The 26,134-nt window shown below is 62.0% G+C and carries 29 protein-coding genes and 1 tRNA gene; 14 read left to right on the top strand and 16 right to left on the bottom strand.

Annotated features, from left to right (window positions below):
• Positions 1-66: 66 nt before the first annotated feature.
• The 6 genes from ACF8R4_RS15320 to ACF8R4_RS15295 form a co-directional block, all read right to left on the bottom strand.
• Entirely contained in the window at positions 67-660 is a 594-nt protein-coding gene (locus tag ACF8R4_RS15320; protein WP_060500186.1) for a 50S ribosomal protein L25/general stress protein Ctc, read from the bottom strand.
• 118 nt (positions 661-778) lie between these two features.
• A complete protein-coding gene (locus tag ACF8R4_RS15315) occupies positions 779-1,720 on the bottom strand; it encodes a ribose-phosphate pyrophosphokinase (protein WP_003247410.1) in 942 nt (313 codons plus the stop codon).
• 48 nt (positions 1,721-1,768) lie between these two features.
• Positions 1,769-1,843, bottom strand: a tRNA-Gln gene (locus tag ACF8R4_RS15310).
• 20 nt (positions 1,844-1,863) lie between these two features.
• Positions 1,864-2,724: a 4-(cytidine 5'-diphospho)-2-C-methyl-D-erythritol kinase gene (gene ispE / locus ACF8R4_RS15305; RefSeq protein WP_156867358.1), complete on the bottom strand. Its 861-nt coding sequence runs from the start codon at positions 2,722-2,724 to the stop codon at positions 1,864-1,866.
• A 4-nt stretch (positions 2,725-2,728) separates the two neighbouring features.
• Entirely contained in the window at positions 2,729-3,346 is a 618-nt protein-coding gene (gene lolB / locus ACF8R4_RS15300) for a lipoprotein insertase outer membrane protein LolB (RefSeq protein ID WP_016713311.1), read from the bottom strand.
• Between the two features lie 4 nt (positions 3,347-3,350).
• A complete protein-coding gene (locus tag ACF8R4_RS15295; protein ID WP_392492837.1) occupies positions 3,351-5,072 on the bottom strand; it encodes a tetratricopeptide repeat protein in 1,722 nt (573 codons plus the stop codon).
• 497 nt (positions 5,073-5,569) lie between these two features.
• Between ACF8R4_RS15295 and hemA the strand changes: the two genes are divergently transcribed.
• The 6 genes from hemA to ACF8R4_RS15265 all read left to right on the top strand — a co-directional run bounded on the left by hemA (position 5,570) and on the right by ACF8R4_RS15265 (position 10,915).
• Positions 5,570-6,847, top strand: coding sequence for a glutamyl-tRNA reductase (gene hemA / locus ACF8R4_RS15290; RefSeq protein ID WP_060500127.1), 1,278 nt, complete (start codon positions 5,570-5,572; stop codon positions 6,845-6,847).
• Positions 6,844-7,926 (top strand): peptide chain release factor 1, encoded by a 1,083-nt coding sequence (gene prfA / locus ACF8R4_RS15285; RefSeq protein WP_016713307.1) that lies wholly within the window; start codon positions 6,844-6,846, stop codon positions 7,924-7,926. The genes hemA and prfA overlap by 4 nt, the downstream gene beginning before the upstream one ends.
• Positions 7,926-8,756, top strand: a complete 831-nt coding sequence (prmC, locus tag ACF8R4_RS15280) for a peptide chain release factor N(5)-glutamine methyltransferase (RefSeq protein ID WP_156867361.1) — start codon at positions 7,926-7,928, stop codon at positions 8,754-8,756. Before prfA ends, prmC begins: the two co-directional genes overlap by 1 nt.
• Positions 8,750-9,505 carry a molybdopterin-synthase adenylyltransferase MoeB gene (locus ACF8R4_RS15275; protein ID WP_060500128.1) on the top strand — a complete coding sequence of 252 codons (756 nt, stop codon included), beginning with the start codon at positions 8,750-8,752 and terminating at the stop codon, positions 9,503-9,505. Before prmC ends, ACF8R4_RS15275 begins: the two co-directional genes overlap by 7 nt.
• Entirely contained in the window at positions 9,498-10,295 is a 798-nt protein-coding gene (murI, locus tag ACF8R4_RS15270; RefSeq protein ID WP_104833428.1) for a glutamate racemase, read from the top strand. The genes ACF8R4_RS15275 and murI overlap by 8 nt, the downstream gene beginning before the upstream one ends.
• Before the next feature lie 101 nt (positions 10,296-10,396).
• Positions 10,397-10,915, top strand: a complete 519-nt coding sequence (locus ACF8R4_RS15265) for an acyloxyacyl hydrolase (protein ID WP_104833427.1) — start codon at positions 10,397-10,399, stop codon at positions 10,913-10,915.
• A gap of 125 nt (positions 10,916-11,040) precedes the next feature.
• Here the strand turns inward: ACF8R4_RS15265 and ACF8R4_RS15260 are convergent, their stop codons facing one another.
• From ACF8R4_RS15260 to ACF8R4_RS15240, 5 genes are all read right to left on the bottom strand, one after another.
• A complete protein-coding gene (locus tag ACF8R4_RS15260) occupies positions 11,041-11,742 on the bottom strand; it encodes an SDR family oxidoreductase (protein ID WP_082426431.1) in 702 nt (233 codons plus the stop codon).
• Positions 11,743-11,753: 11 nt separating this feature from the next.
• Positions 11,754-13,181, bottom strand: coding sequence for a deoxyribodipyrimidine photo-lyase (gene phrB / locus ACF8R4_RS15255; protein WP_060500130.1), 1,428 nt, complete (start codon positions 13,179-13,181; stop codon positions 11,754-11,756).
• Positions 13,172-14,074, bottom strand: a complete 903-nt coding sequence (locus ACF8R4_RS15250; protein WP_060500131.1) for a MerR family transcriptional regulator — start codon at positions 14,072-14,074, stop codon at positions 13,172-13,174. The genes phrB and ACF8R4_RS15250 overlap by 10 nt, the downstream gene beginning before the upstream one ends.
• Complete coding sequence (locus ACF8R4_RS15245) at positions 14,064-15,032, bottom strand: DUF523 and DUF1722 domain-containing protein (RefSeq protein WP_156867363.1); 969 nt, start codon at positions 15,030-15,032, stop codon at positions 14,064-14,066. The genes ACF8R4_RS15250 and ACF8R4_RS15245 overlap by 11 nt, the downstream gene beginning before the upstream one ends.
• A gap of 100 nt (positions 15,033-15,132) precedes the next feature.
• Positions 15,133-16,119 carry an NAD(P)/FAD-dependent oxidoreductase gene (locus ACF8R4_RS15240; RefSeq protein ID WP_060500133.1) on the bottom strand — a complete coding sequence of 329 codons (987 nt, stop codon included), beginning with the start codon at positions 16,117-16,119 and terminating at the stop codon, positions 15,133-15,135.
• A gap of 187 nt (positions 16,120-16,306) precedes the next feature.
• Between ACF8R4_RS15240 and ACF8R4_RS15235 the strand changes: the two genes are divergently transcribed.
• On the top strand, positions 16,307-17,212 hold the full coding sequence (locus tag ACF8R4_RS15235; RefSeq protein WP_060500134.1) for a TIGR01777 family oxidoreductase: 906 nt from the start codon (positions 16,307-16,309) through the stop codon (positions 17,210-17,212).
• A 13-nt stretch (positions 17,213-17,225) separates the two neighbouring features.
• Positions 17,226-18,239, top strand: a complete 1,014-nt coding sequence (hemH, locus tag ACF8R4_RS15230) for a ferrochelatase (protein WP_060500135.1) — start codon at positions 17,226-17,228, stop codon at positions 18,237-18,239.
• A 69-nt stretch (positions 18,240-18,308) separates the two neighbouring features.
• Here the strand turns inward: hemH and ACF8R4_RS15225 are convergent, their stop codons facing one another.
• The gene (locus ACF8R4_RS15225; RefSeq protein ID WP_392492832.1) at positions 18,309-19,583 is read right to left on the bottom strand and encodes a uracil-xanthine permease family protein; all 1,275 of its coding nucleotides are present in this window, start codon (positions 19,581-19,583) and stop codon (positions 18,309-18,311) included.
• 2 nt (positions 19,584-19,585) lie between these two features.
• A complete protein-coding gene (upp, locus tag ACF8R4_RS15220) occupies positions 19,586-20,224 on the bottom strand; it encodes a uracil phosphoribosyltransferase (protein WP_011532223.1) in 639 nt (212 codons plus the stop codon).
• A gap of 162 nt (positions 20,225-20,386) precedes the next feature.
• On the opposite strand from upp, the gene ACF8R4_RS15215 reads away from it, so the two are divergent.
• The 4 genes from ACF8R4_RS15215 to ACF8R4_RS15200 all read left to right on the top strand — a co-directional run bounded on the left by ACF8R4_RS15215 (position 20,387) and on the right by ACF8R4_RS15200 (position 22,301).
• Positions 20,387-20,944, top strand: a complete 558-nt coding sequence (locus ACF8R4_RS15215) for a hypoxanthine-guanine phosphoribosyltransferase (protein ID WP_019099801.1) — start codon at positions 20,387-20,389, stop codon at positions 20,942-20,944.
• Positions 20,945-20,946: 2 nt separating this feature from the next.
• A complete protein-coding gene (locus tag ACF8R4_RS15210) occupies positions 20,947-21,420 on the top strand; it encodes a WbuC family cupin fold metalloprotein (RefSeq protein WP_060500136.1) in 474 nt (157 codons plus the stop codon).
• 51 nt (positions 21,421-21,471) lie between these two features.
• Positions 21,472-21,942 (top strand): hypothetical protein, encoded by a 471-nt coding sequence (locus ACF8R4_RS15205; protein ID WP_060500137.1) that lies wholly within the window; start codon positions 21,472-21,474, stop codon positions 21,940-21,942.
• 68 nt (positions 21,943-22,010) lie between these two features.
• Positions 22,011-22,301: a PA4642 family protein gene (locus ACF8R4_RS15200; protein WP_051095858.1), complete on the top strand. Its 291-nt coding sequence runs from the start codon at positions 22,011-22,013 to the stop codon at positions 22,299-22,301.
• A 56-nt stretch (positions 22,302-22,357) separates the two neighbouring features.
• On the opposite strand, the gene mqo is transcribed toward ACF8R4_RS15200, so the two are convergent.
• Positions 22,358-23,866, bottom strand: coding sequence for a malate dehydrogenase (quinone) (mqo, locus tag ACF8R4_RS15195; protein WP_060500138.1), 1,509 nt, complete (start codon positions 23,864-23,866; stop codon positions 22,358-22,360).
• A gap of 600 nt (positions 23,867-24,466) precedes the next feature.
• Positions 24,467-24,700, bottom strand: a complete 234-nt coding sequence (locus ACF8R4_RS15190; RefSeq protein ID WP_060500139.1) for a hypothetical protein — start codon at positions 24,698-24,700, stop codon at positions 24,467-24,469.
• Positions 24,701-24,845: 145 nt separating this feature from the next.
• Between ACF8R4_RS15190 and ACF8R4_RS15185 the strand changes: the two genes are divergently transcribed.
• Positions 24,846-25,430, top strand: a complete 585-nt coding sequence (locus ACF8R4_RS15185) for a YajG family lipoprotein (protein WP_392492829.1) — start codon at positions 24,846-24,848, stop codon at positions 25,428-25,430.
• A 67-nt stretch (positions 25,431-25,497) separates the two neighbouring features.
• Here ACF8R4_RS15185 and ACF8R4_RS15180 read toward each other — a convergent pair whose 3' ends face one another.
• Complete coding sequence (locus tag ACF8R4_RS15180; protein WP_003247353.1) at positions 25,498-25,704, bottom strand: hypothetical protein; 207 nt, start codon at positions 25,702-25,704, stop codon at positions 25,498-25,500.
• 159 nt (positions 25,705-25,863) lie between these two features.
• On the opposite strand from ACF8R4_RS15180, the gene ACF8R4_RS15175 reads away from it, so the two are divergent.
• Positions 25,864-26,124: a hypothetical protein gene (locus ACF8R4_RS15175; RefSeq protein ID WP_016713288.1), complete on the top strand. Its 261-nt coding sequence runs from the start codon at positions 25,864-25,866 to the stop codon at positions 26,122-26,124.
• The last annotated feature ends 10 nt before the right edge of the window (positions 26,125-26,134 follow it).

Raw genomic sequence — 26,134 nt, 5'->3', positions numbered from 1 at the left:
CCTTGGAGTTGGTGGGTTACAGGGCGCGCGGCACTGTAACCCGATCAACGCCGGCGTGCGAGTAGATTACTCGGCAGCGCCTTCTGCTTCTGGAGCAACGCGTGGAGCGTGAACGTTGGCAACAGCTTTGTCATCACCGTGGGCCAGAGCTACGAACTCTACGCCTTTCGGAGCTTTCAGGTCCGACAGGTGGATGATGGTGCCGACTTCGGCGTTGGCCAGGTCAACTTCGATGAACTCAGGCAGGTCTTTGGCTTCGCAGGAAACTTCGATCTCGGAAACAACGTGGGAGATCTCGCCGCCTTTCTTGACCGGTGCTTCTTCGTTGATGAAGTGCACTGGAACAACAGCGGTCAGTTTCTGGCCAGCAACAACGCGAACGAAGTCGGCGTGCATGATGAACTGCTTGGCTGGGTGGCGCTGCATGGCCTTGATGATGACGTTTTGCTTAACGCCGTCAACGTTCAGCTCGATAACGTGGCTGAAGGCAGCTTCGTTTTCGAACAGCTTGGTGATTTCCTTGGCCAGGATGGTCAGGGATTGAGCTTCTTTATCGCCACCGTAGACAACGGCTGGGATGCTCTGCGAGTGACGCAGGCGGCGGCTCGCACCTTTCCCCAGGTCAGTACGCGCTTGGGCGTTCAGGATGAAATCAGTCATTTTGCTTCTCCAAAATAGCCCCCCGAGGGCGTTTGCGACCAGCGCCAACGGGGATGGCAAAAAAGCCCCGCCCCAACACATGTTGGGGCGGGGCGCTTCACATCAACACGCGTTCCGCTTAGCGGAACATCGCGCTGATCGATTCTTCGTTGCTGATACGGCGCACCGCTTCAGCGACAACCGGTGCGATATCCAGCTGGCGGATACGGTCACAGGCTTGAGCAGCGGCGGACAGCGGAACGGTGTTGGTCACCACCAGCTCGTCCAGTACCGACTTCTCGATGTTCTCGATCGCGCGGCCCGACAGGACAGGGTGCGTGCAGTAGGCGTAAACCTTGGCAGCGCCGTGTTCTTTCAGGGCTTTGGCCGCGTGGCACAGGGTACCGGCGGTGTCGACCATGTCGTCTACCAGGATGCAGGTGCGCCCTTCGACGTCGCCGATGATGTGCATAACCTCGGAGTGGTTAGCCTTTTCGCGGCGCTTGTCGATGATACCCAGGTCGACACCTAGGGACTTGGCGACTGCACGTGCACGCACGACACCACCGATGTCCGGGGAGACGATCATCAGGTTCTCGAAACGCTGGTCCTCGATGTCGTCGACCAGTACGGGCGAGCCGTAGATGTTGTCGACCGGGATATCGAAGAAGCCTTGGATCTGGTCAGCGTGCAGGTCGACGGTGAGAACACGGTCGATACCCACGACAGTGAGCATGTCAGCGACGACTTTGGCGCTGATGGCTACACGTGCCGAACGCGGACGGCGGTCCTGGCGGGCATATCCGAAGTAAGGAATCACGGCGGTGATTCGGGATGCTGACGAGCGGCGGAAGGCGTCGGCCATCACTACCAGTTCCATCAGGTTATCGTTGGTCGGGGCACAGGTCGGCTGAATAATGAAAACGTCTTTACCGCGAACATTTTCATTGATCTCAGTGCTGATCTCACCGTCGGAGAATTTACCGACAGAGACGTCACCGAGAGGGATATGCAGCTGACGTACGACACGCCGAGCCAGATCGGGGTTAGCGTTCCCCGTAAAGACCATCATCTTGGACACGCGCAGTACCTGAAGGCTGAGGGTATACCTGGATGAGTATAAGGAAAATGGCAGGGGCGGCTGGATTCGAACCAACGCATGGCAGGATCAAAACCTGCTGCCTTACCGCTTGGCGACGCCCCTGTATCTGTTGCTGCGAACGCTTATGCGCTCGACTTCTTGACCAGACTTTGCAGCTTGCGATGCAACATCGAAACATTGCTTCCTTTCGCCACAAACCCTGTTTGGGTCGCTGAAAGAAGGGCCAGAACTTTATCAGCTTCGGCTTTGCTTGGGAAGGCCCCAAACACACAACTTCCAGTGCCGGTTAGTCGAGCCTCAGTGAATTTTCCCAGTGAATTCAACGCATTGCGAACTTCTGGGTAATTCTGCTCTACCACCGGTTGGCAGTCATTTCGACTGTTTCCCTTGGGAACGGGGCGCATCTTAAGGGGGAGTGAATCACGTGTCAACTGTGGATGTGAAAAAATTTCTACTGTGCTGACAGACACTTGCGGCACCAGCACGACATACCAGGGTTCTTCCGGGTCTACAGGGGTGAGTTGTTCGCCCACGCCCTGGGCGAACGCCGCATGGCCGCGCACGAATACCGGTACGTCGGCGCCCAGGCTCAGGCCCAGTGCGGCCAGGCGGTCTTCGTCCCAGTCCAGCTGCCAAAGGTGGGCCAGGGCCAGCAGGGTGGTGGCGGCGTCCGAGCTGCCACCACCGATGCCGCCACCCATGGGCAGCACTTTGGTCAGCCAGATGTCGGCGCCGAGCGGGGTGCCGGATTGCTCCTGCAACTTGCGGGCTGCGCGCACGATCAGGTTGCTGTCGTGCGGTACGGCGTCTATCTCGGTGTGCAGGCGGATCACGCCATCGTCACGCAGGGCGAAACTCAGTTCGTCGCCATGCTCGAGAAACTGGAACACGGTTTCCAGCTCGTGGTAACCATCTGGGCGGCGGCCGATGATGTGCAGCCACAGGTTGAGCTTGGCCGGAGCGGGCAGGGTGAGCGTTTGCATGTGATCAGTGCCCCAGCTGGCGTGGCTGCCAGTCCTTGACCACCAGGGTCACGTCCAGGTCCTTGCCGTGCAGTTTCAGGCGCTCGGGCAGCCAGTAGCCGTTCTGCTCGGTGTAGCTCAGGTACTGTACTTGCCAGCCGTCCTGGTCGAGGCTGGCCAAGCGGCTGTCACCGTCCAGGGTCAGCTTGCTCTTGCTGTCGGGGGCGGGCAGGCCGCGTACCCACCAGACCAGGTGCGACACCGGCAGTTGCCAGCCAAGCTGCTCTTCCAGCAGGGCTTCGGGGCTCGTGGCCTCGTAACGGCCCTGGTTGGCCACTTCCAGTACCACGCCACCCGGGCGGCCGGTCAGGCGTGCGGCACCCCGGCCCAGCGGGCCGGCAAGGCGGATGTCGTAGTAGTCCTGGCGCTGCAACCAGAACAGCGTGCCGCTGCCGGAGTCGCGCGGGGCGCGGATGCCGACCTTGCCGTTGATCTGCCAGCCATCGAGGCTGCTCAGTTGTTCTTTATGGGCGCGCCACTGTTGTGGGTTGCCGTGGCCCTGCAGGGCCTCGCGGCTACCGAAACCGGCACAACCGGCCAGCAGGGCGATCAGGGTGAAGGTGATGCAATGGCGCAGGAACATGGCGTTAAAGGGTCTCGGATCCGGTCAGGCGCAGGAGGGTCTTGCGCAGGATGGGGCTGTCGGCCTGGGCTTCGAAGCCTTTGGCCCACACCTGGCGGGCTTCGCGGCGCTTGCCGTTGGCCCACAGCACTTCGCCCAGATGGGCGGCCACTTCATGGTCGGGGAAATTGGCAAAGGCCTGGCGCAGGTAGGTTTCGGCCTCGTCGAGGTTACCCAGGCGATAGTTGACCCAGCCCAGGCTGTCGAGCACTGCCGGGTCGTCCGGGGTCAACTGATGGGCCTTGTCGATCAGCGCCTTGGCTTCGTTGTAGCGGGTAGTGCGGTCGGCCAGGGTGTAACCCAGGGCGTTCAGGGCCATGGCATTTTCTGGTTCGCGGGTGATGATGGCGCGCAGGTCTTTCTCCATCTGTGCCAGGTCATCGCGTTTTTCGGCCAGCATGGCGCGGGTGTACAGCAGGTTGAGGTCGTCCGGGTACCGTTGGATGGCTTGTTGAAGCACCTGGTTGGCCTGGGCGTCCTTGTTGTTGTTGCTGTAGCTTTCCGACTCGATCAGGTACAGCTGGATGGCGAGGTCCGGCTGGGCTTCGCGGGCTTCGGCGAGCAGGCGCGAAGCGTCGGTGCCTCGGCCGTTGGCAATCAGGATGTCGGCCTGGCGCAGTTGCGCTGGCAGGTAATCGGGGCCAGGGCCGACCAGTGCGTATTCGCGCAGGGCGCCTGCGGGGTCGTGGCGCTCTTCCCGGATGCGGCCCAGGTTCAGGTGCGCGGCGTCGACGTTGCTGTCACGCTCGATCAGTTCCTGCAGGTAGCCTTCGGCTTCATCCCAGTCTTTGTTCTCCAGGCACACCAGCGCCAGGGAGTAACGAAGTTCGTCATCGTCGGGGTACTGCTGGACCAGGCTGAGGAACTCGCCCTTGGCATCGGCGATGCGGTCTTGCTCGACCAGGGTGCGGGCGTAGGTCAGGCGCAGGCGCTTGTCATCCGGGTTGTCGCGGATAGCGCCGCGTAGCAGTGGCAGGGCTTCCGGGCCACGGTCCAGGGCCTGCAGCAATCGGGCGCGCAGCAGGATGGGGGCGACTTCGCCGTTTTGCGCCGGATGCGACTCCAGCAGCTCCAGTGCCTCTTCGGCCTTGCCGTCCTGATTCAGCAGTAGCGCTTTGCCGAACACCAGCTGGCCGTTGTTCGGGTATTTCACCAGCAGGCGCTCGAAGCTTTGCAGCAGGCCATCGCGGGTGCTCTGGTCGGTTTCGGCGGCAGACAGGGCGAGGAAGTCGAAGTGGGTGTCGCCTTGGCCCTGCAGCACCTTTTCCATATAGGCCATGGCGTCGTCATAGCGGCCGGCGCGGGCCAGCTGGATGGCGGCGGCGCGTTGGGCGTCGAGGTTTTGCGGGTCGTTGCGGGCCCAGACCAGGGCATTGTCCAGCGATGGCTCGTCGGCGCCGAGGTATTCGGCGATGCGATAGGCACGTTCGGAAACTCCGGGGTCCTGGGTTTTGGCGGCCTGGTCGGTGTAGTTGGCCAAGGCGATGTCGAAGCGGTTGCGCTGGCCGGCCAGCTCTGCGACCAGCAGGCTATAGAGTGTGTCCTGCTTGAACGAGCCATACACCACGGGCTTTTGGGCCTCGCTCTTTGCGGCCTCGGCGACGGGAGGCTCGGCCTTTTGCGGGGCCAGGCTCTGGCAGCCCTGGAGCAGGGCGAAGGCAAGCAGCAATGCGTATGGTTTGTTCATAGAAAGGCTTATAGGAGGACTCACCGGCGGTCGGAGCATGATGACACAAGCGCGGGGGCAAAACCCACCTGTGCTGCGTCTGGTTAACTCCGACCTTTGAGGGGGGGGAGGGTTCCAGAATGTGTGAGGTTGGCAAGGCGCATGTCTTGAGAGGTGTGGTTGTGCGCAAATCGAGCGGCGCCCGCGCGGCGCATCGCGAGCTGCGCTCGCTCCTACGTGTGTTTCGGGCCAGTAACGCCTGTGGCAGGCGCGCGCGACCGCCTTGTTTGTACGACGCGATATTGCGCCATGCGCCAAGGCGTCCGCGCGCAAATCCCACAGGAATAATTGGCCCGAAACACACGTAGGAGCGAGCGCAGCTCGCGATGCGCCGCGCGGGCGGCGCTCGATGCCCGCATCACAACAGTTGCATCGGCGAACACTTAGCGAACGGTGGTTGTCCAAAAACCTGCGAAAGAGGACAATTATCGGCTTCCCGTCACAACCAGCGATCTTGCATGGCCTTTCTTGCACTTGGTATCAACCATAAGACTGCCTCGGTAGACGTACGCGAGCGCGTGGCGTTTACCCCAGAGCAGCTGGTAGACGCCCTGCAGCAGCTCTGCCGACTGACATCCAGCCGCGAAGCGGCGATCCTGTCGACCTGCAACCGCAGCGAGCTCTATATAGAGCAGGACCACCTGTCCGCCGACGCCGTGTTGCACTGGCTGGCCGACTATCACCGCCTCAGCCTCGACGAACTGCGCGCCAGCGCCTACGTGCACGAAGAGCACGATGCCGTGAAGCATATGATGCGCGTGGCATCGGGCCTGGACTCGCTGGTGCTCGGCGAGCCGCAGATTCTCGGCCAGATGAAGTCGGCCTACGCCGTGGCGCGTGAAGCAGGTACCGTCGGCCCGTTGCTCGGGCGCTTGTTCCAGGCCACCTTCAGCGCCGCCAAGCAGGTGCGTACCGACACCGCAATCGGCGAAAACCCGGTTTCGGTGGCGTTTGCCGCGGTCAGCCTGGCTAAACAGATCTTCGCCGACCTGGGTCGCAGCCAGGCCTTGCTGATCGGTGCTGGCGAAACCATCACCCTGGTCGCCCGCCACCTGCACGAGCAGGGCGTACGTCGTATCGTCGTGGCCAACCGCACCCTGGAGCGCGCCAGCACGCTGGCCGAGCAGTTCGGTGCGCATGCCGTGCTGCTGGCCGACATCCCCCAGGAGCTGGCCAACAGCGACATCGTCATCAGCTCCACTGCCAGCCAGTTGCCGATCCTGGGCAAAGGCGCGGTCGAGAGTGCGCTCAAGCAGCGCCGGCACAAGCCGATTTTCATGGTCGACATTGCCGTACCGCGTGACATCGAACCTGAAGTCGGCGAACTGGACGATGTCTACCTGTACACTGTCGATGACCTGCACGACGTGGTGGCGGAAAACCTCAAGAGCCGCCAGGGCGCTGCCCAGGCTGCCGAAGAGCTGGTGTCGGTGGGCGCCGAAGACTTCATGCTGCGCCTGCGTGAACTGGCTGCGGTGGATGTGCTCAAGGCCTATCGCCAGCAAAGCGAACGCCTGCGCGACGAAGAACTGCAAAAAGCCCAGCGCCTGCTTGCTAACGGCGGCAACCCCGAAGACGTGCTGGCCCAACTGGCCCGGGGCCTGACCAACAAACTCTTGCATGCGCCCAGCGTGCAGTTGAAAAAGCTCTCGGCCGAGGGCCGCCTCGATGCGCTGGCCATGGCCCAGGAACTCTTTGCCCTCAACGAGGGCTCCACGGACAAATCCCCGCAATGAAAGCGTCGCTGCTGAACAAACTGGAAATCCTCCAGGACCGCTTCGAAGAACTCACCGCCCTGCTCGGTGACGCCGAGGTCATTTCCGACCAGACACGCTTTCGCGCGTATTCCCGTGAGTACGCCGAGGTCGAGCCGGTCTACGCTGCTTATAAAGAGTGGCGCAAAGTGCAGGACGACCTCGAAGGCGCCCAGGCGCTGCTCAAGGACAGTGACCCGGACCTGCGCGAAATGGCCGTGGAAGAGGTGCGTGAAGCCAAAGAGCAACTGTTGACGCTGGAGGCGCAGCTGCAACGCATGCTGCTGCCTAAAGACCCTAACGACGGTCGCAACGTGTTCCTCGAAATCCGCGCCGGCACCGGTGGCGACGAGGCGGCGATCTTCTCTGGCGACTTGTTCCGCATGTACTCGCGCTACGCTGAAAAGCGTGGCTGGCGCCTGGAGATTCTGTCCGAGAACGAAGGCGAGCACGGCGGCTACAAGGAAATCATCGCCCGTGTCGAGGGTGAAAACGTTTACGGCAAGCTCAAATTCGAGTCGGGTGCTCACCGCGTCCAGCGCGTACCTGAGACCGAATCCCAGGGCCGTGTGCACACTTCCGCATGCACGGTGGCGGTGCTGCCCGAGCCGGACGAACAGGCCGCCATCGAAATCAACCCGGCCGACCTGCGCGTGGACACCTACCGTGCATCCGGTGCCGGTGGTCAGCACGTGAACAAGACTGACTCGGCCATCCGCATCACCCACTTGCCTACCGGCATCGTGGTCGAATGCCAGGAAGAGCGTTCGCAGCACAAGAACCGGGCTCGCGCCATGTCCTGGCTGTCGGCCAAGCTCAACGACATGCAGACCAGCGCAGCACAGAATGCCATCGCCAGCGAACGCAAGCTGCTGGTGGGCTCTGGCGACCGCTCCGAGCGCATTCGCACGTACAACTATCCACAGGGCCGGGTGACCGACCACCGTATCAACCTGACCCTGTACTCGCTGGACGACATCCTCAGTGGTGGCGTGGAGGCGGTGATCGAACCGCTGCTGGCCGAATACCAGGCCGATCAACTGGCCGCCCTGGGGGACTGATGACCATCATCGCCAGCCTGCTGCGCAACGCGCAGTTGCCCGAATCGCCTACCGAACGGCTGGATGCCGAACTGCTGCTGGCGGCTGCCATTGGCAAGTCACGCAGTTACCTGCACACCTGGCCCGAGCGTATCGTCAGTAGCGAAGATGCCGAGACTTACGCGGGTTACCTGCAGCGACGCCGTGGCGGCGAGCCGGTCGCTTATATCCTCGGGCAGCAGGGCTTCTGGACGATCGACCTGGAAGTGGCGCCGCATACCCTGATCCCCAGGCCAGACACCGAGCTGTTGGTCGAAACGGCCCTCGAACTGCAACCCGCCTCGCCAGCCAAGGTGCTGGACCTGGGCACCGGTACGGGCGCGATTGCCCTGGCCTTGGCCAGCGATCGCCCGGCCTGGCAGGTGACTGCGGTTGACCGGGTGGAAGAGGCCGCTGCACTGGCTGAGCGCAACCGCCAGCGCCTGGGCCTGGCTAATGTCCAGGTGCGGGTAAGCCACTGGTTCGACAGCCTGGTCGGCGAGCGTTTTGACCTGATTGTCAGTAACCCGCCTTACATCGCAGCTGCAGACCCGCACCTGGTGGCCGGTGACGTGCGCTTCGAGCCCAGCAGTGCGCTGGTCGCTGGCGTCGATGGCCTGGACGACCTGCGCGTGATTGCTGCCCAGGCCCCTGCGCACCTGTTGCCCGGGGGCTGGTTGTTGCTGGAGCATGGCTACGATCAGGCAGCAGCGGTACGCGCCTTGCTGGCGGAACACGGTTTTATCGAGGTTGCCAGCCGCACGGACCTGGGCGGCCATGAACGCATTACCCTGGGGCGCCTGCCATGCTGAGTGATGAAGAACTGTTGCGTTACAGCCGGCAGGTACTGCTGGCCCAGATCGACATTGATGGCCAGTTGCGGCTCAAGCAGAGCAAGGCGCTGATCGTCGGGCTCGGTGGCCTGGGCTCACCGGTTGCGTTGTACTTGGCCGCCGCTGGGGTCGGAGAACTGCACCTGGCCGACTTCGACACCGTCGACCTCACCAACCTGCAACGCCAGGTCATCCACGACAGCGCTAGCGTGGGCATGAGCAAGGTCGACTCGGCCTTGCAGCGCCTGGAGGCGATCAACCCGGAAATCAGCCTGGTTGCCCACCGCCAGGCACTGGACGAGGACTCGCTCGCTGCCGCCGTGGCGGCGGTCGACCTGGTACTGGATTGCTCCGACAACTTCGGTACCCGCGAGGCGGTAAACGCCGCGTGTGTCGCGGCTGGCAAGCCACTGGTCAGCGGCGCGGCGATCCGCCTGGAAGGGCAGTTGTCGGTGTTCGACCCACGACGTGACTACAGCCCCTGCTACCACTGCCTGTACGGGCATGGCAGCGAAGCCGAGCTGACGTGCAGCGAAGCCGGTGTGATCGGCCCTCTGGTGGGGCTGGTGGGCAGCTTGCAGGCGCTGGAAGCGATGAAGCTGCTGGCTGGGTTCGGTGAGCCGCTGGTGGGCCGCCTGTTGTTGATCGATGCCCTTGGCACCCGCATCCGTGAGTTGCGCGTCAAGCGTGATCCGGCCTGTTCGGTTTGTGGCAAGCGCGATGGCTAACCGTTCGGCGCCGATTGGCGTGATGGACTCGGGGGTCGGCGGCATGACCGTGCTTGCCGAGATCCAGCGCCTGCTGCCCAACGAGACGTTGCTGTATGTGGCTGATTGCGGCCATGTGCCCTATGGCGAAAAATCGCCGGACTACATCCGTGACCGCTGCCGGCGTATCGCCGGGTTCTTCCACGAGCAAGGTGCCAAGGCCATGGTGCTGGCCTGTAACACCGCTACAGTGGCGGCGGTGGCCGACTTGCGAGAGTTGTATCCGTCCTGGCCGCTGGTGGGCATGGAACCGGCCGTGAAACCGGCAGCGGCCGCTACTCGCTCAGGGGTGGTCGGTGTGCTGGCCACCACGGGAACCTTGCAGAGTGCCAAGTTCGCCGCCTTGCTCGACCGCTTTGCCAACGATGTGCAGGTTATTACCCAACCTTGCCCTGGGTTGGTTGAACTGATAGAGGCTGGCGACCTGACAAGCCCGGCATTGCGCCAGATGCTGCGTGGCTATATCCAGCCGCTGCTGGCCGCGGGCTGCGATACGCTGATTCTTGGGTGCACCCATTATCCGTTCCTGCGCCCATTGCTGGCAGACTTGGTGCCGGCGGACGTGGCGGTCATCGACACAGGTGCCGCCGTGGCGCGTCAACTGCAACGGTTGCTGGGGGCGGCAGACCTGCTGGCCGAAGGGCCGGCCCGCGATACCCGCTTCTGGACCAGCGCTGACCCTCAACTCCTCAGAAATATCCTACCTGTGCTGTGGCATAAGTCCGACGATGTGCAAAGCTTTGCGTTGTAAAAAAAACGTGAAAAATAGCTGAACTATCGTGCCACTGTCGCTTTCTACCGCTTTGCCTGATATGAGGCGGACACTAATAACAGCAATGAAGGATGTTTCTCATGAAGAAACTGCTCGGCTTGGCGGCGGCTGCCGTCTTCACCCTGGGGCAAGCACTGTCGGCGCAAGCTGCCGACGTTTCGTTTTCAGTAGGGCAGACCGGTGATTCGACCATGGTCTACCGGTTGGGGCTGCAATCGAACTGGGACGCAAGCTGGTGGCAAACCAGCGTTGGCCGCCTGACTGGCTACTGGGATGGGGCCTATACCTATTGGGATGGCGACAAGACGGCGAGCAACCATAGCTTGTCTTTTGCGCCAGTGTTCGTTTATGAATTTGCCGGCGAGTCGGTGAAGCCGTACATCGAGGCGGGGATTGGTGTGGCTGCGTTCTCAAGCACAGAACTGGAAAGCAACGAGCTGGGCTCGGCATTCCAGTTCGAAGACCGCATCGGCTTTGGCTTGCGCTTTGCCGGTGGGCATGAGATCGGAGTCCGTGCGATTCACTACTCCAACGCCGGTATCAAAGAGCCCAACGACGGGGTAGAGAGCTACAGCCTGCATTACCGCATGGCGCTCTGATTTTTCCTGCACCGGCCCTATCGCCGGCAAGCCAGCTCCCACAGGAATGTGCACATTTCAAGCAATGTGATGACCCTGTGGGAGCTGGCTTGCCGGCGATAGGGCCAGTTCAGGCACTGCATCATCTACCTTTGTGGCAGCGGCCACAGGCTACTGAGGTCCAACGTTTCCAGCACCAGTTCCGGCTCCCCCAATGGCCAACGCCGGAGCAATTCTTTAGCTGCGCTCTGTGGTGTCCATTCCTCGGGTATAGCCGGCGTCGCAGTCACAGATGTCTTCAATGACTGTGGTCCTACGACCGTCAACCGAACCCCCTGCGCATCAAGCGCTTCGCGCTGCTCGCGCATCCACTGTGGCATGCTGTTCCAGCCAGCGCTCACCTGGGTTGGTGAATACAACTGCAACGACGAATAGCGGTTGAACACCGCCATTACCTGCGGCGAGTTTCCTTTTGCCAGCAACGACCGCGCACTGGCCAGGCAAAGCTCGCCCGCCAGCAGGTTGCTGGAGACGATCGCCTCGAACAGCTCGGTGTCCGCCACATCGTCAGCCACATATTCGCTGGTGCCGGCGTTGATGATCAAACCATCCAGCGAGCACCACGCATGGCAGATTTGCTGGCAAGCATCCGCCGCCTTACCTTCGACATGCAACTGCCACGGCAGACGCAAGAAACGCCGACCGTGCTGTGCTGCCAATGCATTTACTTCGTCACTTTCCTTAGCGCTGGCGGCAACCTGATGCCCCTGTTCGAGCAGCTGTACCACCAAAGCCAGACCTAATCCCTTGCTGGCGCCTGTCACCCAAAAACTGCGTGAGTTAGGCACGACTTAATCCCCTAATCCTGCCTGCGCGGTAACCCCTTGAACGCTTCAAGTGCACGCTGACGACTGCTACTGAGATCGACAATAGGATGTTGATACAAAGTATTAGCAAAAAGATCCACAGATTTCACTGGTTCGTGAATACTTTTTCGATTCACCTTACACATTTCCGGCAGCCAGTGCCGAATGAAATGCCCGTCCGGGTCGAAGCGCTGCGACTGCGATACGGGGTTGAAAATCCGGAAATAGGGGACAGCGTCAGTGCCGGTGGATGCGCTCCATTGCCACCCGCCGTTGTTGGCGGCCAGGTCGCCGTCTATCAAGTGGCGCATGAAGTGCCGCTCGCCTTTACGCCAGTCGATCAGCAGATTTTTACTGAGGAACATGGCGACTATCATGCGCAGGCGGTTATGCATCCACCCGGTGTGCAGCAGTTGGCGCATGGCAGCATCAATGATCGGGAAGCCGGTACGCCCTTGTTCCCAGGCCTCCAGGTCTGCCGGTGCATCGCGCCAGGGCAGGGCTTCGGTCTGGGCGCGGAAGGCGCGGTGGCGCGAGACTTGCGGATAACCGGTAAGGATGTGCTTGTAAAACTCCCGCCAAAGCAACTCATTGATCCAGGTTTGCACGCCCGTACTGCCACTGTCGAACTCGCCTCGGTTGCTCGCCAGTGCGCCGTGCAGGCATTGGCGTGGCGAAATCACGCCAGCGGCCAGGTACGCGGAAAGCTGGCTGGTGCCGGGCTTGGCCGGCAGGTCTCGCAGTGACTGATAGTCGTCGATGGTTTCGTCGAGAAAGCGAGATAACCGCGCCTGCGCTTCGGCTTCACCTGACGGCCAATGCTCACGCAAGGTCTGTGCAGGTATTTCAAAGCCTTCCACATGGTGCGGAACAGGGTCGCTGTCGATCTGCAGCGGTGCCTGGCGCTTCACCCGGTGGGCCATGGCTGGCAGGCTGCGGTGCAGGTGCTCCAGGCAGGTTTTCTTGAACTGGCTGAAGACCTGGAAGTAGCCACCACTGCGGGTAAGGAGGGTGCCAGGGCGGAAGAACAGCTGGTCGAGGTAGCTGTGGGCCTGGATACCTGACTTCTCCAGCAGGACACGGGTGGCATCGTCGCGGCGCTGCTCGTTGATGCCGTATTCTTCGTTCCAGTGCACGCTTTGCACCTGATGTTGGCGGCATACCTCGAGCACGGCATGGGGGGCCTGGTCCCAGGTGTCGATGGTACGGATCAACAGCGGGATATTCAGGCCTTCAAGCGACTGGCGCACATCACGCAGGTTGCGCAGCCAGAAGTCGACTTTGCAGGCAGCATCGTCGTGGGCCTGCCATTGACCGGGGCTGACCAGCCACAGTGCGATGGTCGGGCCGCGCTCGCTGGCGGCACTGAGTGCAGTGTTGTCATTGATGCGCAGGTCGCTGCGCAGCCAGGTCAAGTGCATGGTGCAATGGTCTCTACAGGCTGGCGGTTATGGGTTTGGAGCAAACGCAATGCCGCCTGGGGGGTGTCGAACAGGGCGAGGTTGGGCAGTTCGAGGGCACGCAGCTGGGCTTCATGCAGCGCCAGCGTCGGGCCACCGGCCAAGGTTGCTACGTTCAGGCTGAGCAGGGTGCGCTGCAGTGCCTTGCCATCAATGCGTGGCCCCAGGTGCAGCAGCACGGCGCGGGGGTTGAGCGCGGTTACGGCGCGTTGCAGGTGCAGGCCGGTGACAGGGTGTTCCAACACCTCGACCGGGAAGCCATTGCTGGTCAACAGCCAGGCGCATAGCCATAGCCCGGGGCTGAAGGCACGCTCACTGTCTTCTACCAGCAGCACAGCAGGGCCCTGCAACAGTTGGTTGTCGTGGTAGACCCGGGCGCCAAGTTTGCTGCGCAGCCAGCTGTGGAAAAAAACCTGCTCCAGCTGCGCATTGAAGTAATTGCGCCAGCGCAGGTCGAGCAGGTCGAGCAGCGGCATGAGTAATTGCTCGCACAGCGTAACGGCTGGGTACAGGGCCATGGCCTGGTTGAGTTGTTGATCGAGTGCACGTTGCGATAGGTTGGCGATAGCCTCTATCAACAATGACTGCCTGGCCTGCCAGTCTCCACTTGGAGGTGTTGTGCTGGTGGGTTGCTCGAGCAATTCGCGCACTTGGCCGACCGATGCCCCTCGATGCAGCCAACCAAGGATGGTCTCGACCCGTTCGACCTGTTCCAGCGGATACAGGCGATGCCCTTTCTCAGTGCGCTGGGGCTTTAGCAGGCCATATCTGCGTTCCCATGCGCGCAGGGTGACCGGGTTGACGCCAGTGCGGCGGGCCAGTTCGCCGATGGGCAGCAAGCTCTCAGACCGCATTGCGCAAGCCCAGGCTTTCCGGGTGTGGCTGCAGGTACGCTTGCTGCTGCAGGTAGGGGTCAGGGTGGTTGCGTAAATGGTGCTTGAGCAGGGTCAGCGGAACGACCAGCGGCACCACGCCTTGCTGGTACTGGCTGATGACTGTTTGCAACTCGGCTTTGTCCTGTTGCGTCAGGCTGTCCTTGAAATAGCCGCAGAGATGCTGCAGCACGTTGCTGTGGGTTCCGCGGCTGGCGCAGCGACGCAGGGCCTGCATCAGTTGGCTGAAGTAGCGCGGGCCGATGCTTTGCGGGTCGTCATCGCGGCTCATGCTACCGAGCAGGCGCCCGAGAGTGCGGTAGGCCTGGGGGTTGTTGGCCATCACCAGGTATTTGTAACGCGAATGGAAGCGCACCAGCGCGCCACGGCTAAGGCCTTCGGCCAGCAGGCGCTGCCACTCGGCGTAGGCATACACGCGGCTGATGAAGTTCTCTCGCAGCACGGCGTCGTGCAGGCGCCCTTCTTCTTCCACGGGGAGGTCCGGGCGTTTCACACAGAACGCCTGCGAATAGACGCCGCGTCCTCCCTGGAAGGCCGGGTGACCGTTGTCTTGATAGACCTTGACCCGTTCCAGCCCGCAAGACGGTGATTTCTGCATGAAGATGTAGCCGCAGATGTCGTCGAGCTCGTCGGCCATTTGTTCGCCATACGTGCGCAGCGGGCCGGTCAGGTCCATGCCGGGGTTGCGGGTGCCGACCACTTCGGGATGATCGGGGTTGCCTACCAGGCGGATAGGGTCACGGGGAACACCAAGGCCGATTGCCACTTCCGGGCACACCGGCTGCCAGTCGAAATGTTTTTCCAGTTGAGTAAGGCACAGGTCGGAGGCCTTGTGGCCGCCGTTATAGCGCACGCTTTGACCCGTCAGGCAGGCGCTGATGGCGATACGCGGCTTGCTGTGGGGGGAAGGGTCGTGCATGGCTGCCTCCGGTAAACCTGTACATGACAAAAAAATTGTACAGGTTTATTCCAGCACAGCACTGACGTTATGCAAACCATTATTTTTGTACGGCGCTACATCATTCCAGGTGTTCGAGCAGTCGCCGTGCCGCTTCCTGGCCGCTGAGCCACGCGCCCTCGACGCGCCCGGAAAGGCACCAGTCGCCGCATGCGTACAAGCCCTGGTCGGCATCGGCCAGTGCGCCCCATTCGTGGTTGCTGCTGGGGCGTGCATAGAGCCAGCGGTGGGCCAGGGCGAAGGTAGGTGCGGGCACCACGCAGCCGACCAGCTCGGCGAACTCGCCCCACAGCTGTTCGATCACTTCTTCCTTGGGCAGGTCGATGTGTTGCCGGCTCCAGTCAGACGTGGCGTGCAGCACCCAGGTGTCGAGTTGCTCGTCACGGCCGGGTTTACTGCGGTTGCGGGCCAGCCAGTCGAGCGGGTTGTCTTGCACGAAACAGCCTTGCATCGGCGTATCCAGCGGCGCCTGAAAGGCGAGGGCGACGGCCCAGGTGGGCTCCATCTGCACGCCAGCGGCCACGGCAGCCAGTTTTGGTGTGGCAGCCAGCAGCGGCGTAGCCTGCGGTGCCGGTACCGCGATCACCACGCGGCTGTAGGGGCCATGGCTGCAGCCTTCGGTGTCCTGCAGGTGCCAGTACTGTTTGCCGCGGAACACCTCGGCGATGCGGCAGCCGAAGTTCACCGTCACATCCTTGAGCAGGCCACGGGTGATGGCGCTCATGCGGGGCACGCCCACCCAGCGCGTCTGCTCGTCGGGGGAGGGGGTAAGTTCGCCGTCACGGTAATTGTACAGCTGCGGCTTCCACTGCTCGGCCCAGCCAGCGGCAACCCACTGTTGTACCTGCTCGACGAAACGCCGGTCACGGGCAGTGAAGTACTGCGCGCCGAGGTCGAGCGCGCCGGCTTCGCTGCGCTTGCTGGCCATGCGCCCGCCACTGCCGTGGCCTTTGTCGAACAAATGCACGGATTGCCCCGCCTTCTGCAAGGCCTGGGCAGCTGACAAGCCGGCGATACCGGCCCCGATGATGGCGATAGGTACTGTCATGATGGCCTCTTCAAACCTTGCTGTAAGCAGACTACGCTGTCAGGCAAACCTGTACAATCCAGAATTTTTGTATAAGGTTATTCCGCTTTGGCGGGCAGGTTGGCCTATGTTTATCCGAGAGCGTCGGGTCAAAAAAGTGCCTTGATGTTAAAAATAGACCACCGCCGCATTCTGCGAGGACACAGCCATGCATATATTGCTGACAGGCGGTACCGGGTTGATAGGCAGGCACCTCTGCCAGCACTGGCTTGGTCAAGGCCATCGCCTGACGGTGTGGAGCCGGCGACCTGAGCAAGTGCCGAAAATGTGTGGCAGTGGTGTGCGTGGCATTGCCCGCCTGGAGCAGCTGGAAGCGGACGATCACCTCGATGCGGTGGTCAACCTGGCCGGCGCGCCGATTGCCGACCGGCCTTGGACAGCAGCCCGGCGTAACCTGCTGTGGGCCAGCCGCGTTACCCTGACCGAGCAGTTGCTGAGCTGGCTGGGTACCCGCGAGCAGCGACCAGACGTGCTGATCTCCGGCTCTGCGGTCGGTTGGTACGGTGATGGCGGTGAGCGCGAGCTGACCGAGGCAACACCGCCGGTGCGTGAAGATTTTGCCAGCCAGTTGTGTATTGCCTGGGAGGAAACGGCCCTGCGTTCCCAGGCACAGGGCATCCGCGTGGTGCTGGTGCGCACCGGGCTGGTGCTGGCCTGCGATGGCGGCTTTTTGTCGCGGCTGCGCGTGCCCTTCAAGCTAGGGCTGGGCGGGCCTTTGGGCGATGGTCGGCAGTGGATGCCGTGGGTCCATATAGACGACCAGGTCGCCCTGATTGATTTTCTCTTGCAGCACAAGGATGCCAGCGGTCCTTATAATGCCTGCGCCCCTGAGCCTGTGCGCAACCGCGAGTTTGCCAGGCGCCTGGGGCGTGCCCTGCATCGACCGGCGTTGCTGCCGGTGCCGGCACTGCTGCTCAAGGCTGGCCTGGGCGAGCTGTCGACCTTGCTGCTGGGCGGCCAGCGGGCTCGCCCGGTACGTTTGCTGGCAGCTGGTTTCACCTTCCGCTTCAACGATCTGCAATCGGCCCTGGACAACTTGTCCAGCCGCCTCTGACATAGGACGCTGCATGACCAATCACGCCTTGCTGCTGGTCAACCTGGGTTCCCCGGCCTCCACCTCGGTGGCCGATGTACGCCGTTACCTCAACCAGTTCCTCATGGACCCGTACGTGATCGACCTGCCCTGGCCGGTGCGGCGGCTACTGGTGTCGCTGATCCTGGTCAAGCGCCCGGAGCAGTCGGCACATGCCTATGGCTCGATCTGGTGGGAGGAGGGCTCGCCGCTGGTGGTGCTGACCCGTCGTCTGCAGGCGGCCATGGTCGAACACTGGCCCCACGGCCCGGTGGAAATTGCCATGCGCTATGGCCAGCCGGCCCTGCCAGACGTGCTGGAGCGCCTGGCGGCCCAGGGTGTACGCAAGGTGACCTTGGCACCGCTTTATCCACAGTTCGCCGACAGCACGGTGACCACTGTGGTCGAGCTGGCCAGGCAGACGGTCAACGAGCGTCAGTTACCGTTGCAGATGCGCGTGCTGCAGCCGTTCTACGAGCATCCGGACTACATCGAGGCGCTGGCCGCCAGCGCGCGTCCGTACCTGGAGCAGGATTACGACCACCTGTTGCTGAGCTTCCACGGCTTGCCGGAGCGGCACCTGAAGAAGCTGGACCCGACCGGCAAACACGACTTCCAGGCAGCCGACTGCTGCAAGGATGCCAGCGCCGAGATGCGTGCGGTGTGCTACCGCGGGCAGTGCCTGGCCACAGCCAAGGCCTTTGCGCAGAAGATGGGCATACCGGATGGCAAGTGGTCGGTGTCGTTCCAGTCGCGCCTGGGGCGGGCCAAGTGGATCGAGCCCTATACCGAAGCGCGGCTGGATGAGTTGGGCAAGGCAGGGGTGAAGAAGTTGTTGGTGATGTGCCCGGCGTTCGTGGCCGATTGCATCGAGACGCTGGAAGAGATCGGCATGCGTGGCAGCGAGCAGTTTGTCGAGGCTGGCGGGCGGGAGCTGGTGCTGGTGCCGTGCCTGAATGATCACCCCGAGTGGGTGAGGGTGTTGGCGCAGATGTGCGAAAAGGCCTAATTTGATGGTTGCCTGAACCGACCTCTTCGCGGTTTCCCCGCGAAGAGGTCGGTTCAGGTTAAAGCTGGATCAAGGCAACTGATCATCCAGCTTCTTGTGCTTCCAGCCATCATTGCCCGGCAATATCAGGTTCAGGGCAATCGCCACGATGGCGCACAGGGCGATGCCTTTCAGGCCCCAGTCATCCGGGCCGTCACCGCTGCCGATCAGCACGCCGCCGATACCGAACACCAGGGTGACCGACACAATCACCAGGTTGCGCGCTTCGGCCAGGTCGATCTTGTGGCGGATCATGGTGTTCATGCCCACTGCCGCGATCGAGCCGAACAGCAGGCACAGAATGCCGCCCATCACCGGCACCGGGATGCTCTGCAGCAGCGCGCCGAACTTGCCGATAAATGCCAGGGTGATGGCGAAGACCGCCGCCCAGGTCATGATCTTAGGGTTGTAGTTCTTGGTCAGCATCACCGCGCCAGTCACTTCGGCGTAGGTGGTGTTGGGCGGGCCACCGAACAGGCCGGCTGCGGTAGTGGCCAGGCCGTCACCCAGCAGGGTGCGGTGCAGGCCAGGCTTTTTCAGGTAGTCACGGCCGGTCACGCTGCCCACCGCGATCACCCCGCCAATGTGCTCGATCGCTGGAGCCAGGGCTACCGGAACGATGAACAGGATGGCCTGCCAGTTGAACGCCGGTGCGGTGAAGTTGGGAATCTCCAGCCACGGCGCAGCCGCGATCTTGGCGGTATCGACCACGCCAAAGGCGAATGACAGGGTAAAGCCCACCAGCACGCCCGCGATGATCGGCACCAGGCGGAAGATGCCTTTACCGAAAACGGCGACGATCAACGTAGTGAGCAGCGCCGGCATCGAGATCATCATGGCGGTCTTGTACGGTAGCAGCACGCTGCCGTCACCGGCCTTGCCCATTGCCATGTTGGCAGCAATCGGTGCCATGGCCAGGCCAATGGAGATGATCACCGGGCCGATCACCACCGGCGGCAGCATGCGGTCGATGAACCCGGTGCCTTTGATTTTTACCATCAGGCCCATGAAGGTGTACACGAAGCCTGCGGCCATCACGCCGCCCATGGTCTCGGCCAGGCCGAATTGGCCCTTGGCGAGGATGATCGGGGTGATGAAGGCAAAGCTGGAGGCCAGGAACACCGGTACCTGGCGGCCGGTGACCAGCTGGAACAGCAGGGTACCGATGCCGGCGGTGAACAGCGCGACGTTCGGGTCGAGGCCGGTGATCAATGGCATCAGCACCAGCGCGCCGAATGCCACGAAGAGCATCTGCGCGCCCGAAACGACCTGGCGCCAGAGCGGGTCGTTGAAGCCGTCCTGCATGGTCAGGCGTCCTTTTGCTTGGTGCCGAAGATTTTGTCACCGGCATCGCCCAGGCCTGGCACGATGTAGCCGTGTTCGTTCAGACGCTGGTCGATCGAGGCGGTGTAGATCTGCACATCCGGGTGGGCTTTTTCCACCACTTCGATGCCTTCTGGCGCGGCAACCAGCACCATGGCGCGGATCTCTTTGCAGCCGGCCTTTTTCAGCAGGTCGATGGTGGCGACCATCGAGCCGCCGGTGGCCAGCATCGGGTCGATGATCAGGGCCAGGCGCTGGTTGATATCCGGCGCGAGTTTTTCCAGGTAGGTGTGGGCTTCCAGGGTTTCTTCGTTGCGGGCAACGCCGACGGCGCTCACCTTGGCGCCCGGGATCAGGCTGAGCACGCCGTCGAGCATGCCGATGCCGGCGCGCAGGATAGGCACCACGGTGATTTTCTTGCCGGCAATTTTTTCAACTTGCACCTTGCCACACCAGCCGTCGATCTCGTAGGTTTCGAGTGGCAGGTCCTGGGTGGCTTCGTAGGTCAGGAGCGCGCCGACTTCCTGGGCGAGTTCGCGAAAATTCTTGGTGCTGATATCGGCACGGCGCATCAGGCCGAGCTTGTGGCGGATCAGCGGATGGCGGATCTCACGAGTGGGCATAGGGGGGCTCCGAAAGGCGGGCAAAAAAACCGCGCTAGATTAATCTATTCAGCCTGTGCTGTCGTCTGGTCATTCAGGACGTTAGTCCATAAATGCTTGATCTGTGACGAGCGGATGCGTACCTTTGCCCGCTTTTCCAAAATGCACCCCCCGGAGAGCGCCATGTCCGCCGATCTCGAGCATATCCGTCAAGTCATGCGTGAAGCTGACTGCCTGTACAACGAAGCCGAAGTCGAAGCGGCCATCGCCAACGTCGGCGAGCAGATCTGCAAAGACCTGCACGACAAGAACCCGGTGGTGTTCTGCGTGATGAACGGCGGCCTGATCTTCGCCGGCAAACTGCTCACTCACCTGCAGTTCCCGCTGGAAGCTTCGTACCTGCACGCCACCCGCTACCGTAACCAGACCAGCGGCGGTGAGCTGTTCTGGAAGGCCAAACCGGAAGTGTCGTTCATCGACCGTGACGTGCTGATCGTCGATGACATCCTCGACGAAGGCCACACCCTCAGCGCCATCATCGAGTTCTGCAAGCATGCCGGCGCACGCTCTGTGCACACTGCGGTACTGATCGACAAGGACCACGACCGCAAGGCCAGCCCGGACCTCAAGGCCAACTACGTGGGCCTGCCGTGCGTCGACCGCTACATCTTCGGCTACGGCATGGACTACAAAGGCTACTGGCGCAACGCGAACGGCATCTTCGCCGTCAAGGGGCTGTGACCGTGCGCCAGCCTGCGTTCATCGACCAATCGCTGTTCGCCGGGCTGGCCGAAAAGGCTGCCGCCAACCCGCGCGGGCGGCAGCATCACACCTTCCATGAGATGGAAGAGCCTTGCCACCGCATGGCGGTGGGGCTGCAGCCGAGTACCTATATTCCGCCGCACCGCCACCTGAGCGACGACAAGGCTGAAGCCCTGATCGTGCTCAAGGGCCGCCTGGGCCTGCTGATCTTCGATGAGCAGGGCGTGGTAACCGCCAGGCGGGTGCTGCAGGCGGGCGGCGACTGCCTGGGCGTGGACCTGCCACCGGGCACCTACCATGGCCTGGTGGTGCTGGAGCCAGACAGCATGCTGTTCGAATGCAAGGCCGGGCCTTATCGGCCAGTGGGCGAGGGCGAGCATGCGCACTGGGCGCCGCGTGAAGGCGAAGAGGGTGTCGCCGAGTACCAGGCCTGGATGCGCGCGCAGTTCGATTGATAGTGCCTGCACACGGCATGCTAGAGTGCTCCTTCATACAAGGAGCCTCACATGCGTGCGATTCTTCCCCTCCTGCTGGCAGTCAGCCTGCCACTCGCCGCCGCACCGCTGCACAGTCAGTTCCTGCCACCTGACGACCTGTCTTTACGCCAGGAGGCGCCGACCGGCCAGCAATTGCTGCAAGTGACCGACTACTCCGTGGTGGTGGGTGCCCAGCGCCAGTCCGATCAGCAGCCGATCCCGATCACGTCTTCGTTGCAGGTGCGCCTGAAAGGCAAGCCGCTGAGCAAGGGCGCGACCATTGCCCAGGTGCTGCTGACGTTCGATGGTGAGGCGGCCAAGAGCCTGAAGAAACCCGTGTATGACGAAAAAAACCGCACTCTGAGCCTGAATTACCCGGTCAGCGACTATCGGGTGATCATGGACCTGCTGCGCAACGAAACGCTCTACGTGCAGTTTCTGACCTATGGCAACGGTCATATCTGGGCCGACCTGCACACCGGTACCGTACGTACGCGTTGAGGCACGCGGCCTGCGGGGGGTACACTGCCGGCCTTCGAAATTCCGTGATGGTCCAGTTGGAGTCGGCAATGCGTAAAGACAAGAAACAGGTAATCGGTGACGAAATCAGCGACGACTACATCAAGTCGTTTCTTCAGTTCGAGCCGGCCGATGGCGTGACCTCGCCGTCGCTGCACAAGCTGGTCAAGGCCTACCGTGGCCTGCGCGTCGATGACTTCGAGCGCTTTGTCGGCTTCTTCGTCGAAGCGGGCCTGGACCTGGATGGCAAGGACGAGCACGGCAAGACCTTCGTCGAGCAGATTGCCGACCAGCGCAATGCGCCGGAGTACATCGAGATCATCGATAACGCCCGCGGCTGATAACGGCCCAGGCACAAAAAAACGCCCCGAGGGGCGTTTTTTCGTTTCAGGCCGGCTTAAGCGTAATGCTTGGCTGCCGGGCTGCTTTCCACCAAGTCGAGCGCCACGTCGTTGTCGGCACTGATCTTGTGGTACAGAGCGGCATCGGTCGCCAGCGCCTTCTCGCGCGCCGGGAAGATTTCCTTGAGCTTGGCAGCCCAGGCACCTTTGGCCTGCTCGGGGAAGCAGCGCTCGATCAGTTCCAGCATGATCGACACGGTGACCGAAGCACCTGGCGATGCGCCGAGCAGTGCGGCCAGGCTGCCGTCCTGGGCCGAGACCAGCTCCGTACCAAACTGCAGCACGCCGCCTTTCTTCGGGTCTTTCTTGATGATCTGCACGCGCTGACCAGCTACTTCCAGGCGCCAGTCTTCGGCCTTGGCCTGCGGGTAGAATCGACGCAGGGCCTCCAGGCGCTGCTCCATCGACTGCATCACTTCGCTGACCAGGTACTTGGTCAGGTCCATGTTGTCGCGGGCCACGGCCAGCATCGGGCCGATGTTGCCCATGCGTACCGACAGCGGCAGGTCCATCAGCGAACCGTGCTTGAGGAACTTGGTGGTGAAGCCAGCATACGGGCCGAACAGCAGCGAAGTCTTGCCGTCCACAACGCGGGTGTCCAGGTGCGGTACCGACATCGGCGGGGCGCCCACAGCGGCCTGGCTGTAGACCTTGGCCTGGTGCTGCTTGACGATTTCCGGGTTGTCGCAACGCAGCCACTGGCCGCTGACCGGGAAGCCGCCGAAGCCTTTGCTTTCCGGGATGCCCGACAGCTGGAGCAGCGGCAGGGCCGCGCCACCGGCGCCGAGGAAGACGAAGCGGGCGTCCACTTCACGGCTGCCGCCGCTGTTGACGTCCTTGATGCTCACGGTCCAGCCGCTGCCGTTACGGCGCAGGCCGACAACCTTCTTGCTGTACTTGACCTGTGCGTCCTGCGAGTCGCCCAGCAGCTTGAGCAGCTTGTTGGTCAGGGCGCCGAAGTTGACGTCGGTGCCTTTGGCCACGCGGGTAGCGGCGATGTGCTGGTCGGCTGGGCGGCCAGGCATCATCAGCGGCATCCAGTCGTTCATCACGGCCTTGTCTTCGGTGTATTCCATGTCGGCGAAGGCATGGTGCTGCTTGAGCAATTCGAAGCGCTTCTTGAGGAAGGAAATACCCTTGTCACCTTCGACGTAGCTCAGGTGCGGGACAGGGTTGATGAACGCACGTGCCGAGCCGAAGTTGCCCTTCTTGCTCAGGTAAGCCCAGAACTGGCGCGAAACCTCGAACTGGGTGTTGATGTGCACGGCCTTCTTGATGTCGATACTGCCATCGGCGGCCTGGGGCGTGTAGTTAAGCTCGCACAGACCGGCGTGGCCGGTGCCTGCGTTGTTCCAGGGGTTGGAGCTTTCCGCGGCTCCGGAGTCCATCGCCTCGACGACCTCAAGCTTCAGGGTCGGGTCGAGCTCCTTGAGCAGTACGGCCAGGGTGGCACTCATGATGCCCGCGCCTACCAGTACCACATCAACCGATTCGTTCTGCGCCATTTAACGCGTCTCCACAATCTACAGCTACCTAATTGACAGCATAGGACCTGGGTTCGCCAGGGTCGCCATGTCCGACTTTTCGCAGTTCTTGCAACTTCCGCGGACACCGCCAATCAGTCTTCGGGTTCGGGTATTGAACGCCGTTTGCCACAGGTGCGGCAATTCGACTTATGGTCAAGGTGTCGTGCGTGCGTTATGGATCGGTTCAGACACTCATACGGGATGAGCGCATTTGCCGCCTGTTCAGGGCTGTTCGGGACACATCTGCCGCTTTTGCACATGCCAGACTGTTCATTTGCTCGCCACACTCTTGTGAAGTTGTGAAAACCGTTTTTTCACGCTCTTTTGGAGACGTGAACCTCAAAGGGGGACTGCGCGATGGCAACCCGCAGGTTCATGCAGTGTGAAGGGCCGGAAAAGCAGGCACGACAGCCGATGCAAGACCTGAGTGGAAGGCTCTCTGTGGGCGAAGCGGTGAAGTTGCCGGGGTCAATCGGCGAGTGCGGGGCCCGATCAGGAGACGTCCTTATAATCGGGGGGAGATTATAGCGATGTCGCGGGCAGAAATGTCGCCATTCGTGGTTTTTATTGCAGCGTTTGTCAGGCCGCGAGGATGCGCTGGTGCCAGCGGCGGCTTGCGCGGGCGCAAACCCGGGCGTCGGCAGGCAGTTCGTGGCCCAGCCAGGCCAACCGGATTTCACCAATCCGGACCCAGTCGCTGCCGCTGGGTGCCTGGCCGCATTGCTTGAAGGCCACGCATTTGCCGTGGGCATCGAGGCGGGCATAGGCATTGTGGCGCGGGCGTTGGAAGAGCAGCGTCCAGAGCGAGGCCATGACGGGGAGTCCTTTGCGTGAGGGCTTGGCGCAAGGATAAGGGCGAGGCCATGAAACGATTGTGACAAGCGGGCCGGACCGATGACTGGTCGATGCGTGCCTAGGTATACTGTGCGCCTTAGCCGCATTTTCTGGAGAAACGCGCATGTTGCAACGTCTGTTGTTCGGTTTGATCGCCGTGGCCAGCCTCAGCCTGGTCGGTTGTGCCCACAGCCCGCAACAACTCAACCCGCAACCCACGCTCAAGGCCCAGCTCACGCCGATCGGCCATGGCCAGCCGGTGGTGGTCCGGGTGGTTGACGGCCGGGCTTCGCAGTCCCTGGGTACCCGTGGTGGCATGTACCCTGAAACCAGCACCATCAGCGTCAGCGGTAATGACGTGGTGCCCAAGCTGCAAGCCCAGGCCGAAGCGGCCGTGCGCCTGCTCGGTTTTACCCCGGCGCCAAATGCCTATAACGCACCGCAGCTGACCGTGACCCTGGCCGAGCTGAAATACCAGTCGCCCAAAGACAACCTGTACGTGACCGAAGCCACCATCGGCGCCACTTTCCGTGCCGACGTGCGCAACGGCGGCCGCAGCTACAGCGGCCGTTACGGTGCTTCGCTGGACCAGCGTTTCGGCATGGCGCCGAACCAGGACACCAACACCCAGCTGGTGGGCGATGTGCTGAGCGATGCGCTGACCCGTATGTTCAAAGACCCGACCATCGGGCAGGTGTTGGGGCAGTAAGCCTTCGGCAATAAAAGAAAACCCGCTGCCTGGGTGCCCGGCAGCGGGTTTTTTTGTCTGTGCAGGTTCAAGCCGCTTCTATGTGGAAATCCAGCAGGCTGAAGCCGGTTCCGGCATCCACTTCGGGCAAGTCTTCGTGCACGTGCCCGCCTAGCGCACAGTAGACGAGCCATTGGCGGTCCTGCACGTTGATGGCAAAACCATCGATCAGCGCCTGTTGTTCATCGCTCTGGGCGACGAGGTAAAGGCGGTCCTGGTTTTCGGCGTGCAACATGAACAAGCTCCGGGTCATGAAAGGCCGATAGGGTGGCCTGTTCTGATGACGAGCTAATGACAGATGAAATTTAATGACACTTTGTCGCCCACGCAGGGTACCGGGGTGCAACTTGGGTAAAATGCGGGCCTTTGTTGCTGCTCACACCGAGGTCGCCTGATGTCCTTGCAAGTGCTCTGGGGGTTTCTGTCCGCCCACCCCGCCAAGTGGATCAACCTGCTGGCGCTGCTGCTGACCTGTCCGGGTGGGTTGCTGCTGCACAGTGCGCGGCGGCGTGATGCCGAGACCCGTGAATACATGGCGGTGGATGAGGGGATTGTGGACGCGTTCGACCTGCGGGTGCCGAAGTACTTCTATATCCTCGGTTTCTCGTGCCTGGCGATGGCGTTGTTGCTGTCCTGGTTCAGTACCTGGGTCTGATAGCCATTGG

Origin of the sequence: Pseudomonas sp. FYR_2 (assembly GCF_043106425.1) — a bacterium.
Taxonomy (GTDB): Bacteria; Pseudomonadota; Gammaproteobacteria; order Pseudomonadales; family Pseudomonadaceae; genus Aquipseudomonas; species Aquipseudomonas monteilii.
This window is presented reverse-complemented; position numbering and strand designations above follow the sequence as displayed.